Raw genomic sequence first — 12,693 nt, forward strand, 5'->3', positions numbered from 1 at the left:
TTATTTACCTTATGACATTGCTGTGATGGCAGTTGCGTGGTATCCCCACCCATCCTTAGCATCTAAAAGTTTGTAATTGTTGTTTTGATGTTCACCTGGGAAGAAAACGACTAATCGGCCTTTTACCTCTTTAGCTATTCCTTCAACTAAGCCAGATACGGATGCAAAGCCAAATAATGCTCCGCAGCCGAGTAAGGCAATAACACCATTTTCATCTTGTTTTTCTACAAATTGAGACTTTAAGTTTTCGATAAGCTCATCTGAAAAGTCTTCATAAAGCCCTTTGAGGTATTCAGGGTCTTCGAAGTAAGTTTCTTTATAGTCTTGCTCTTCCATCCAGTTTTCAAAGCTATGAGTAAGATCAAGTTGTAGCCAAGGATGTCCACTTTGGGTAGAACTGGCTTCAAATTCGCCAATTCTGGCTCGAAGTTTTAATTCATCTTCTTTGTTGTAAACAACAAAAATAGTGCGCTCGTCAGCAGACACAGCTTTAGGCCATGGAATGCTGATATGGCTGTCAAAGCTTTGCAGTAATTTAGATAATCTATCCGACATTTAAGCTTGCTCCTTTGACTGGCTCACTGTAGGTAACTCTATGTTTGGAAAGGTGACTTCTATCACTTCACTAACTTGTTTGAAGTTTATTAAACCTCTTAAAGATGCTCGGTGCGCTAGCTCAAACAAATGCTCTTTATCTTGCGATAACATTTGGCACCAAAAACTGTCGAACATACGTTGCCCAGATAAGCCATGGCAGTGCGCTAAAAACAATGCATAGGCCAGGTTTACATAAGTAGCTTTAGGTTGTGAACGATATTTTTTCGCTTTACCTTCTAGGTAACTTGCTTGTGTCCAGGTGCCGTTAATATTTTGTGCGAAAGACTTTAATGATGCTGCGCTAAAGCGTTCTGGATCATCTTTAGCCAAGTGTTGCTCTACTATTTCACGAGGTAAATGTTCACCAAGCTGAAGCGGTAGAATGACGCTAGCTGAATTTCTGAGAATTGGATCACGAGCAACTGCAAGCTGTAACGCTAAGATAGGCTGTGCATCTTCTGATAGTTCCCACCATTGGCGAAATACGTTAAACAATGGGATATCCATAGACATACCGTATAAATCAACAAGATGTCTAAAAGTTAAGGTGCGAGACTTTTCAGTTGGCTTATGCAAAATATTGAAGTTGATAATATCGTTTTCATAATCTTGCTTGCTTGCACTTTCATCTCTTGAAAAGAGAAGTTCTTTAAGCTCTTCAATCATCATACTTCTTGCAGAATGGGCACCATTTTTACCAAATTTAAAACCAAATTCTGTTAGTTGTTGTTCGTTGGTCATTTTGATGTGCCTTTGTCCACAACAACTTTATTGCTGTCTATCCATGCTTCTAAGTCTTCACGCTTAAAGCGCCAGCTTCCGCCGACCTTAAATCCAGGTAGTTTTCCTTCACTGGCAAGTCTATATGCGGTTTTCTCGGCCAACTTTAAATAAGCAGCAACTTCTTTAAGGGTTAGGATTTGATCAACCATCAGCTTATAATCTCTACTGTGTATTTTATAGCTAGTTGAGAGAATATGGGAAAATTGAGGAGTCGACAATGATATAAAAGGGGTTGTGGGACGATACGCCGATTCTTTGTACACATTAATCTAGAGTGAAATAATCATTAGGCATTTTGATCATTAGTCCTTCAGCGCATTACATTGTCACACAAGGCCCAGTGTGTAACACTTCACTTCTACCATTCAGAGACTAACAAGCGGCTCCTAACTCCCTTTATTTGCAAGCCCATCGCTTCAAAAACTTCCTCAAAATCTTGGCACGTTTCAGACACGTCAGGTAAAGAGAATGTTGCTTCGGTGAAAAAGCGTTTCTGATGCAGAGGGTCTTGCCCCCACGCTATCTGCCACCATTCCAATATTCGCTCTTTAGAGTCAAACAGCCGCTTCGCTTTTGGTACACGATCGCTTTTGCTTCGGTTCTCGTTTGATGTAGCCGGCAATAGGTTCCATTTATCATTATTTGGCCAGTAAGCAAAAGGTAGGCAGTGGTCCACATCGTACTGGTTCTTTAATACCGAATTACTCCAGGCGCTATGGACAACCATCCCCTTTGTTCGTAGTTCCTCCACACGCTTGCGAACGTCCCGTGTATCACGAGATGAATCAATCCACACAAGACAGTCATGGTACGTTTGTAGGGTTATGCATCGATTTCGATTTAGTTCAAAACGCTGCATTTCTTTAATCCATTGATTTACTACTAAAGGTTCTATCCATGAGTGGTAAACCCTAAAACAATCCCACAGCTTTTCATCTAGAATAAATTGGCCGACCCCATTAAAGAACTCACTATCTAAAATGATGGAGTTTGAAGTTTTTCTACGCTGCGGCGCAGAATGAATCTCAAATAATCTATTTTCTTTATCTCCTTGATAAATAAACTTTACGGGTCCCGCTTTCACTGTGCTTAAGGTTTGTGAGAGGAGCTTTTGTATAGCCTTAGCTTCTTCTCCAACATAAAGGGCACCGATAGAAAAGTCATCAGCAGAGAGGTGTTTTAGCATATTCCAACCATCATCTTTCACAAAACCCAATCCTTTCGTTGAATTAGAGTTTTGCTGGATTCCAGTCCCTTCAATATCAACATCTATAAGGCGTTTGAACTGGCGCACCCAATATAATGCGACTAAACCTGCTGAAATAGCGACTTTGCCATCACTACGATCTAAAACAGCACCGGGATGAGCGTCAGCAATACGAAGTAAAGTTCTTAACAGAGCAAGCTTATAAGTGGCTGACTTACTGTCATTCACGATGATTCTACGAACAGTATTGAGTTTACCAGAGCCATCATCAGGTAAACTCAGCACGACTGTCTGCCAAGTTACTTCCGTCCGTTGAAGGTTATCTTCACTATTTGATACTAATTGAACCTGCAAAGCGTGGTCTTTTGAAAGCTTCTCTACCTCTTCAACCGACACCAAATAACTTTGGCGTCCATCGGTAAACTCTCCATGTCGTAAACTAATAACTAGCTTTCCATTCGGTGACAACAAGTTAGAAAGTTTACGAAATGATCTCACTCGTATAGATGGGGCTAGATGCATCCACACGGCACTGACAAGTATTAAGTCAAAACGTATTCCTAGGCTATGTGCGCTTTTAAGAGCAGGCAATGAGTCTTTAAGCCAAGTGACTTCTGGACCTGTAACCTTCTGCCCTATTTGGCGTAAAGCATCACTTGGCTCTACTGCTATAACCTCACAGCCTTGCTCATTCATCCACTTGGCATCACGCCCCGAGCCAGCACCAATATCTAGAACATTCGCCCCTGATTGTGGCCAATACAACTTCCAAGATTCGTGTACTGACTCAAAATCAAGAGCGTTATATTGTTTAGCTAGTTCACTAGCATTTTGTCTGTAAAAAGTAGAGGTTAAATTCATAATATCGGTACTGTATATCTTTGTTTATTCATCATATACGGCTCGATTGCATATGACGATAGCCAACTAATAAAGAAGCTGATTACTGCTTAAACTCGCCACAAACCATTACCTAGAACACAATAAAACCAACATTATTTATAACTGCGCCAGCACATTTTAAATCATGGTTGAATTAGAAAAATATTAGTAAAATTCGCCTATTTCTTTTTTCTAAGCCCTTGCTATAGTCAATTAAGGCTGGGCTTTAGCAACGGAGTTACCAATGACATTCGCCTCAAATGTTTCGCCATTTCCTAAAACGAATCACCTCAAACCTTATGAGTTCACTATCACAGACTCGAGCTCTCTTGCGATAACAGCTAATGGTGAAGAGATTGAATCAGATCTTAACAAATCCATTCTTACTGATGAGCAATTTGAATTTATTGCCAAGCCAGAAGCTGAGTTAAATGCAGTCTCAGAAGCAATGTTTCAGTACCTAATCGGTACAAAAAAATTGCCAAAACGCTTTGTTAGTAACCTTGTTTGCGCCAGTTTCTTTTTAACACCAAAACGCTACACCCCTGCAGTAGCAAACTTAGCTTCGAGGCATGTTAAAGCTGGGGAGTTTGTGCAGGTGGTAAATCATCAAAAAGCATATTTCGCTTACGATACGGATTCGGACTCTTCAGATATGCATCTCGTTGAATTTGAGCTAGACACCATGCAAGTTAAAGCAACACATTTAGTCAGCCAAGTGTATTTAGAGCCAGTGACCGTATTACCAAGTGACCACTTTCCAGAGACTACCGACCTGCCATTGCACCTAGTGTTGGTTAAAGACTAGTACTATTTAGCCTAGGGCTCTTTTCGGTATGGGGTGATTTATCGTCTATATGAGGCCACCTCTGCATAAGCTCTGTAGAGATGGCCTTATTACTTTAAGCCGGTGTAAAGCTACTCCATTTTGAATAACGGATACTGCTTTTCTCCGTTATTCGTTTTAACAAAAACTAGGTTACCGCAGCGCAAGCATGAATGAGCCGACACACTGTTTCTATCAATATATGGTTCAGTGGCTTCAAACACTTCAGTTAAGTAAGGGTTGTCGATATCAGGGCCCATAAATTTAAGGTTTGAATAGGATGCTATGTTTTGCTCTGTAGAAATCAGAGTTTGAACTTGTACGTTATAATCGCTACAAACATAAAAATGTTGTCTAATTGCCCCTTTCTTATAAAGCAAACCTTTTGCCCGAGAAAACTGGTCTTTATCGTTATACCCCATAATTGAACATAGCTGATTTGTTACTTGTGTAATAGCCTTAAACTTTGCTAATGCCGCATCAAAATCTTGCTCAAGCTGCAGCTCGTCATTACCTATCGATTCAGTATTGAAGGAACCCAGCTGCACTTCACCACTCCACATATTGTTGTATTGGATATGGAAATAGTTTCGTTCAGTTTTAGTGAGTTCTTTAGTGAGTTCTTTAGTGAGTTCTTTAGTGAGTAAATTAGCCGAGAATATATTGCCTGCTGCACTTAAGCTTCCAGAAAGAAGAGCAGAAACAGTGACGACCTCCGTAAGTTTGGAGCGATTTTTAACGGTAGTGCTTTTTTCAACGCCAGGCTTAAGGTAAACCAACATTGGATCCGCGAGCACTTTGTATTGTTGCCTTTCTTTAAACTCTTGGTCGGCAACTTCGCCACCATACAGCCTATTTTCAGCTTGCTCTAAGGTCATCGGTGTTGTACCACAACCGATAAGCGCTACACATAAACCAAGTGGCCATAATACTTTCATAACTCCATCCTATTTACTTTATTATCAATATAAATAATTAACCCTAGCAGGTTTTATCGTTCAGTCGAGTTGTAGACATCTTGTCTTCACTCCATTCAGTACGCAGCTTAAGTAAATTATTAAATCTGACTAACTTTCTATGTTTCTCATTTCGAAACTTGGCCAAGACTGGCAAATCTCTCTAGCTCATTTTTGTCCAATTGTGTTTTAGTGATAATGGTCAGTAATAGGAAGAAAATGATCCGATGAGACGCAGCTTCGCCATCGTAATTATTTAGAGATACTAGGCCTTACGAGATCGAACAGGGGAATCGATTCATTGGTCACACAAATATTGATCTTGTATGGAACTGCCTTTTGACTCAATTGATAAACTCCTGCTGAGATAAATAAAACCTAAAGGGAGAATAAATGAAAAAACTGTTGTTAAGCATGTTGCTTCTTGTATCAACTTCTGTTGATGCTGGTGATTGGAAGCCTGAATTTAGTTCTGAACAGTGGGAGCATAACTCTGCTTCAGTCGGACTAAAGAAAGGTGATGATTTACTTGTAGTAAGTGTAAATGTAGGAAGTGGTAGAGACGGTAAACAGCGACTTTATATCGAGCAAGCTGTGGCCTCATTTGAGAAAGAAATTATTAAGACAATATGCAAAGACTCTGAAGACGATAAACGCACTGTACTGAATATTAACGGCACTAACGTTCAGTTTGCTAAGAGTTGTATTGAAGAGCCTGATGGTGAGGGTTCATACCTATCAATGACACCTTTAAATGATGCTGGTATTGATTATGTACTAAAGCAATTTAGGCAGCATAATTCAGTAACAATACAAATCTGGTCTGTTCCTGTATCTATAACGGCTAAAGGGTTTAATGATTCTTGGAATAGTTTTGGCGGTGATGCGCTTTAGGAATCGAAGGGCAATGGATGCCCCACATCCCACATACGCACTCTTAAGCAACTCTTAGTAATCATTCTAGTAGCTAAATTAAGCAGACTTTTGTCTTTAGAATAAAGGCCATTAGTTACAGATATCTTAACGTTTGGCGAATCCTATAATGACTAAGGTAACGAGTGTTTCCGAATAAAATGGTGCTAATAGGAGCCGTCTTTTAAAAAGCTCTTCACCTTGATTAGCACACACCAATTGGTCAGCTTCAGAGTATATAGATTTGAAGATTCAGTTGGTCTATATGCCTTAACATCACTTCTACAACCAATACCACTGATACGCCTAGTTTCACTCTAATATTAATGTTCAAAACCCTATCCTTTTGTTGCTTAGGTAGGATGATCTTACCTCTTATTTTCCAGTCTGTTTTTAATTGGAGCGATACGCTCTCATTAAAACCAATTAGCACCTTAAACGGCTTAATATCGAACTTTTACCGCTCAAGTGACAGGGAAATTAGTAAGGCACTACGGTGCGGATTTCTGATAATGGCTTTTTAGGTGTACAGTAATCAGTATCAAGGAGTAAAGCTTGGTTTGGTAAAGCCTGAGAATCGTAGACACTTTCTAAGTTCTCAAAACGCTTTAGCTTCCACCCGTGACTCGAAAATGCCGATTCTGAGCTAGAGTTTTTATCCCCAAAAACTCTAAATTTGCGAGTTTGACCTAATTTTTCTAATCAGAATAGTCTCTAGTGCTGTTTAGTCTACTTACGGTGTTTACTAGGTAAACAAGCTGTCGACGTTGTTCAGTCTGCTTATCGAGTAAGCAAGACGTTGTTTAGGCTGCTTAAGGTGTTTACCAGGTAAACAAGAAGATGGTGTTCTCAGGTCTTACTATTTATCATTATAAAATGACGAAAGCTCTGGTTCTGCTAGCGTATACATCGTTGAAACTCATCGAAGCTATTGAGCGCTTTGTGGCTACTAAAACCGTCCACCCTTTCTTTACTGGAAGCTTGGTCACTGATGAGGTCTGCAAATACTAGACATTTTTTAGGTTCTAATAATACGGATGTTTCCATCCGTGACTCGAAGTTGCCCAAACCAAGTTGCTCCACTTAGTTTGGTTATTGAACGGTGGGTCAAAGTATACAGCCAGCAATATCAGATCGTTTACGAGCCAGTCCACTTAAACAATCTAATCAACCATCACCTCCAGCATTTTGACCAATTTCTTTTTAGTCTGCCCATCACACTTGAAGAATAAATTTACGATCTGCTCTTCTAACTTCTTATCGACCTCTAGTCGACCGGCGCGTTCCAAAATATAGGACTCGACTTTTTCGGCCGGTATACGTAGCTCATCAGCTGAAAAAACCACATAGCCTTGCGTCACATCTGGGGATTTCGACGTTTTGTGATTCATGAGTCGTTTAATAGTATACGCTCCAACAGAAGCTGATTCAGCCACACTTGCATAGGTTCGACGTAAATCATGACTCCGAAAGTTTATCGCATTTCCAAGCGCTTCTGCTTGGGCTTCGATCTCCCAGATTGTCTTTTTCGGATCGTTAATACATTTTTGGGTGTTCGCGTTTGGGAAAACATACTCACTATTATTTTTTAACGCTTGCCGGCGTAACAGAATTTTTTTAAGTGACTCAGTAATCGGTAGCTCTAATTCCTGGCCATTTTTTGTTTGGCTAATCCAGAAATACTCCCCTTCAAGCTCTACTCTGCTCCAAGTTAATTGCAGCACTTCAGACCGCCTTAAACCTGTGAATAAAGCAAACTCTAATGCGTCACATATAGCCACCCGAGTTAGGTTATATTCTTCTTCGGCTGTATTTCTCACAAGATCCATTGCATCTAGCCACGTGCTCAATTGGTGGTTACGAATTCGAGTATTTTTTCGCTCTACATTGTGCCATTGCCGAGTAGTTGATAATACTGACACCGGATTTTCGGGAAGCAACGATTCATCTTGTTCATCACGATAATAGTCTTTAGAGAAGTTATAAATAGTTCGAAATACTCTGGCCCATAAGTCAGCCTGGGCTTCGCTAGGCCTTCGCATTCGCTGAACGTCTCCACCCCCATTCTTCCAAGTAATCGTTCCTTGGGTAATGCTTTTGTGCATCTTTTGAATATCGGCACGGCGCACTGCAGCAAGCGGCTTTTTCAACCAAGCGCAAGAGTAAGTAGATAACACGCTGCGATACTGCTTGGCTGTTCGCGCTTGAATTTTCCCTTCTCTGCACTCTAGATAACGGTCTAAAGCCTCCTGCAGCGTGACGCCCAGAGATGCCTGCTTGCGTTTTTCATTATTTGGGTTAACTCCAGTAGCTAACTGCCCTAAAATAATGTTTGCTTGCGATTTAGCCTGCTCGGGTGATAGCTCTGGATAGCGGCCCAAAGTAACAGTGATATCTTTGCCGTGAAGGTTTTTTCGTACTCGAAAGATACACATGCCAGTTGGCATTTTCTCTAAAATCAGTCCGTTTACTGCCTTATCTCGATATCGTGTGCGACGCCTAGGTCGCTTTAGGTTATCGATTACGCGTTTATTAAACTTAATATACCTGCTCATGGGAGAAATCCTGTGCCGTCTATGTGCCGTATTGGCCATCAAAAACAGGGTATAAGCATCTATTTTGAATTGCACGTGAGCGAAGATAAACGTCGATAAAACACTATAAAATCATATGATTAAGTATGATTATCAATGTTTATCAACTTACTTTTTCTCTCGCTCATAATCGTTAGGTCCACAGTTCAAGTCTGTGAAGGGCCACCATGTACAAAGGCGTAGAAGGTTAATACCTACTACGCCTTTTTTATTGCTGCTTTATTTGAAAGAACACTAAGTTTTTAGAAGGTACGCTAATGCAACGCTTTTGCCCATTAGGAGCCTCGGTCAACACATACTAGCGGATACAATACAATCAAAGTCGTTAGAGACTCAGGAAACACAAGCGCGATTCAATTAGTGATTCTTGCTTCTGCAAATTTTCACCATATAGTTCAAATGTTATCACTGGTAGCTTTTAACTATTACAAATTGCCAGCGGCATGGCGCTTAGCGATATCTTTAAATAGGTCTAGCATTCCTTGATTAAACAAAAAATCATCACTCATCTTAAAGCTTTGGCATAAATCCATATCTGGGTGATCGCAGCGGCTACAGTTATCTATGCTGTAACCGGGAATATCTCTACCTATAGAGTTAATGAGCCTTGATATCCCTAACTCCTCGTCACCACAATGCCCGTAATGATGAAAACCTTCACTAGTTTGTGGCTTAGTTGGGTCACCAGCGTTAAAAAAGCGCGGTAGGTTCTCTACAAACCATGTCGCTGCACCTATTGGGAACTCGTATTGCTCTACATGACGAAATGGCTTCCCATTAAACTCGTTAATACTGTCACTCCAGTGATGGAAAATTAACATAACGCCATCAAAATAAAGCTGCCAATCATTAGCGGTGTCTTTATCTTGAACATCAGTGATTTCAGCAATTTTTTTCCAAGCGCTAGGTAAGTTTTCCGGCTGGTATACTGGCCATTCTGGCTTGCGAGGCACTGGCACAAAAGTAGATGCATCAAATACAGGGGGTTTGTTCATAATTGTAATCCTGGAATTTTAGTAAGCGCCACCTTCTTCACGATACCATTTTGTTTGTCTTCCATGGTCCTGAAGGTATCGGGATTTTTATCATAGGAGAAGGTTTCAAGTATACCGTGTGGAGTATCGCCATTAGGATTATTCATATTTTTGGTAAGGCCGTTACCCAGCCAATGTTCATTAGCACCTGCCTCATTGTATAAAGCTAAGCGATTCTTAAACAGTTTTTTGTCATAATCGGTGAAATCATTAGCCTCGAAATACTTATTCTGTATAGCAGCCTTCCATGCACCATCTTTCTTAATTTTATTTAGCGCTGTAACATCTTTATTAAATTTGGCGCTGAATTCTGGCGTCATTATGTCGTCTATCAACTCAGGGTGAGGTATTTTTTTCTTAAGTTCAGTCTTACTAAAGTTAGCCATGTTGTCATAGTTAGGCACCATGGCGTAGCTACCAGTCTTCTCAGTAGCTTTGGCTTTGTCGATAATTACCAAGGTATAGCTTTTCTCAGGGTCATAAGGTATACCCACTCCAGCAGTCATTAGCCTTGGGTCGGTATCCCTATCTTCTAGCTGGTCAAAAGTAGTAGACCAATACTTAATTTTCTCGCCATCATACTTACCCAAATACCCATCCGGCCCTGCATGGGTTGTCTCAAGTACCCTTACAATATACTTATCATCGATATTACCCGCTTTGGCTATCTCCAATAACTCAGCTTGAGTATATTTAGGTGTATAACCACTGTTATCAATTATCCTAGCTCTTGAGTCACCCAATAAGCTTTCGGCTTCAGCAAAAGAACCAGGGTTTACCCGTTTGCGTTGATGGCTTGCGACATTACTTGGCTTTTGTTTACCCGCATCTGTAGGCACTTGTGCCCCAGTAGGTTTAGCAATTTGCTGCTCTACTTTACTGCCTGTGCGGCCAGATTTGGTTTTAAACTGGGCTTTCTTTTTAAGCTGTTTAGCGAGTGTTTCGAACAAGCCTCCCAGCTTATCCAAATGGCGCACTGTGTTAGCGGCTACAGCAGCGGTTCCTGCACCGCCGGTAAGGGCGACGAGTATTGCGCCTAGTACAATATCAAATATAGCAGCACCACCCATTTCGGTTAATTCGGTATGGTGCTGTGCGTCGGCAAAGTCTTTTACAAATTGGAGCAACACCGTTTGAGTTTCACTGTCATCGCTAATAAAACTGGCAATTTCGTAAGCTTCGGTGAGGTTTTCTTTGGTAATGGAGGATGGATCAAATCCTAGTGCTTTCACATACGCTCGGTGTTGTTCTGAACGCCAATTACTGGCAAAGCTCTCTGCCCAACCTTTATCGTCATCTACATTGTAAGCATCCCAGCCAGCGTTTAAAGCTCGCTTAAGCTGCCCTTGCATGGAGCCAAGCTCTATAAGGTTATAGGTAAATTCAGCGGCATCACCAACCGCCCCCCCCACTCCCGTTAACAGAGAGCCAATACTCGACGCGCCCTTTTCAAGGGCATTTAGCTCACCATATTCGGCTGCTATCTTGGCGCCTTCCGCTCTCTCGGCAGCAATAATGCTACTGAGCACTGCGGTAATTTCGGCTCTAGTGGCCGCAATAGCGGCTTCATCGGGTTGCTCGCCAAACTCAACGTCCACATTGTTAGGCTTGAGGTTTTGTAGATTCGCTTGGCCGCTAGCATCCAACATACCTTCGAATACTGAACCGTCAGCTAAAGTCGCTTTGTAGGGCAAGTTAGCTGCAGGTGAGCCGTCTGGCAATGCGCAATACAAATCTAGGGCTTCGAGTATATCTTCTGTCGTTTGGCCACCATGCCCCAAAGGCGCTTGAGTAGACATTGCGCGAGCTACAGCGTTCTCTGGTAAGGTTGCAACAGGGACGCCGCCTTCGGCGTCTGTGGGAGGTGTTGGAGCAAAGCTTTCGCCTTTAAAAACTGATACTTCGCCATTTACAATGCTGGAGCTTAACCAATTAAGCTTATCTTGATGCGATTTGCTGTGGGCCAAATAGTCATTCGACAATTGTTGGTAGAGTTTGCCAAGGTCAAACTGGAAGCCCCAATTTGCATTGTGTTTTTGTAATAGTGATTCTACCCAGTATCGGTCGATACTGTTTTGAACAGATTCACTATTAATATCGCCATGCTGTAGGTGTTTGGGTAAAAACCAATAACTTTGGCCAAAAGCGTCTACTAGCAAGGTTTGATTAAACTTTGAGAACTCAATAGGATTAGATTGTAAATGCATGCATCCCCCACGCATTACTAATCTGCTTTACAACTTTACACATGGATTTCCCTGTCGCTGCATCTATAAGTATTGACTTAGCAATCAATAAAGTAGCGATGCTAGCAGGGCAGTGAGTTAATAGTCAACAAGTATAAAAAGGTGTTTGATATTTTTCTAAAACAAGCTCATGTAAACAGTAATGGCAACATTTTACCTTCTACTTTGCTAGGCGATAGCGTAGGAGAATCTTAAACAGGTAAAGGCTGATGATTTTTTACTTCTCGAATAGCAAAGCTACTATCTAATTGGCTTACCATGGTTAAGCGTTGCAGCTCCCTCACCCACTTTTCATAGGCCGCTAAGTCGGCAGTCAATACTTGAAGTAAGTAATCAAAAGCGCCAGAAACAGTATGGCAACTTACCACTTCTGGCATATCTTTCACTGCGGCTTCAAAGGCCATTACCGGTGCGTCTTGATGCTCCTTCAAACGAACGTGCACAAAGGTGGTAATTTGCAGACCTAGTTTAGTTTTGTTGAGGTGAGCGCGGTAAGACTCAATATAGCCTTGCTGCTCGAGTAAACGTAAACGCCTAGCCACCGGAGAGGCCGACAAGCCTACCTGTTCCGCCAACTCGGCAGTAGTAAGCCGGCAATCACGCTGAATCAAATGTAATAGCTCTCGGTCAACTTTATTCATCCCACACCACCAGCA

General features: G+C 41.4%; 11 protein-coding genes. 2 read left to right on the forward strand and 9 right to left on the reverse strand.

What is annotated here, in order from left to right; all coding sequences use genetic code 11:
- Positions 1 to 9 precede the first annotated feature (9 nt).
- From G6R11_RS11275 to G6R11_RS11290, 4 genes are all read right to left on the reverse strand, one after another.
- A complete protein-coding gene (locus tag G6R11_RS11275; protein ID WP_163133171.1) occupies positions 10 to 555 on the reverse strand; it encodes a BREX protein BrxB domain-containing protein in 546 nt (181 codons plus the stop codon).
- Positions 556 to 1,338 (reverse strand): hypothetical protein, encoded by a 783-nt coding sequence (locus G6R11_RS11280; RefSeq protein ID WP_163133172.1) that lies wholly within the window; start codon positions 1,336 to 1,338, stop codon positions 556 to 558.
- Positions 1,335 to 1,529: a helix-turn-helix domain-containing protein gene (locus tag G6R11_RS11285; protein ID WP_163133173.1), complete on the reverse strand. Its 195-nt coding sequence runs from the start codon at positions 1,527 to 1,529 to the stop codon at positions 1,335 to 1,337. Before G6R11_RS11285 ends, G6R11_RS11280 begins: the two co-directional genes overlap by 4 nt.
- A 209-nt stretch (positions 1,530 to 1,738) precedes the next feature.
- Positions 1,739 to 3,448 carry a class I SAM-dependent methyltransferase gene (locus G6R11_RS11290; protein WP_163133174.1) on the reverse strand — a complete coding sequence of 570 codons (1,710 nt, stop codon included), beginning with the start codon at positions 3,446 to 3,448 and terminating at the stop codon, positions 1,739 to 1,741.
- A gap of 265 nt (positions 3,449 to 3,713) precedes the next feature.
- Here G6R11_RS11290 and G6R11_RS11295 point away from each other — a divergent pair, with 265 nt between their 5' ends.
- The gene (locus G6R11_RS11295; RefSeq protein WP_163133175.1) at positions 3,714 to 4,277 is read left to right on the forward strand and encodes a hypothetical protein; all 564 of its coding nucleotides are present in this window, start codon (positions 3,714 to 3,716) and stop codon (positions 4,275 to 4,277) included.
- Between the two features lie 110 nt (positions 4,278 to 4,387).
- On the opposite strand, the gene G6R11_RS11300 is transcribed toward G6R11_RS11295, so the two are convergent.
- The gene (locus G6R11_RS11300; RefSeq protein WP_163133176.1) at positions 4,388 to 5,233 is read right to left on the reverse strand and encodes a hypothetical protein; all 846 of its coding nucleotides are present in this window, start codon (positions 5,231 to 5,233) and stop codon (positions 4,388 to 4,390) included.
- Positions 5,234 to 5,644: 411 nt separating this feature from the next.
- Between G6R11_RS11300 and G6R11_RS11305 the strand changes: the two genes are divergently transcribed.
- Positions 5,645 to 6,145, forward strand: a complete 501-nt coding sequence (locus tag G6R11_RS11305) for a hypothetical protein (protein ID WP_163133177.1) — start codon at positions 5,645 to 5,647, stop codon at positions 6,143 to 6,145.
- 1,181 nt (positions 6,146 to 7,326) lie between these two features.
- Here G6R11_RS11305 and G6R11_RS11310 read toward each other — a convergent pair.
- From G6R11_RS11310 to G6R11_RS11325, 4 genes are all read right to left on the reverse strand, one after another.
- Positions 7,327 to 8,718: an integrase family protein gene (locus tag G6R11_RS11310; RefSeq protein WP_163133178.1), complete on the reverse strand. Its 1,392-nt coding sequence runs from the start codon at positions 8,716 to 8,718 to the stop codon at positions 7,327 to 7,329.
- A 464-nt stretch (positions 8,719 to 9,182) separates the two neighbouring features.
- Entirely contained in the window at positions 9,183 to 9,752 is a 570-nt protein-coding gene (locus G6R11_RS11315; RefSeq protein WP_163133179.1) for a hypothetical protein, read from the reverse strand.
- On the reverse strand, positions 9,749 to 11,998 hold the full coding sequence (locus G6R11_RS11320; protein ID WP_163133180.1) for a hypothetical protein: 2,250 nt from the start codon (positions 11,996 to 11,998) through the stop codon (positions 9,749 to 9,751). Before G6R11_RS11320 ends, G6R11_RS11315 begins: the two co-directional genes overlap by 4 nt.
- Positions 11,999 to 12,228: 230 nt before the next feature.
- On the reverse strand, positions 12,229 to 12,678 hold the full coding sequence (locus tag G6R11_RS11325; RefSeq protein WP_163133181.1) for an Lrp/AsnC family transcriptional regulator: 450 nt from the start codon (positions 12,676 to 12,678) through the stop codon (positions 12,229 to 12,231).
- Positions 12,679 to 12,693: the final 15 nt, after the last annotated feature.

This window comes from Agarivorans sp. Alg241-V36 (genome assembly GCF_900537085.1).
In the GTDB taxonomy this organism is placed as follows: domain Bacteria; phylum Pseudomonadota; class Gammaproteobacteria; order Enterobacterales; family Celerinatantimonadaceae; genus Agarivorans.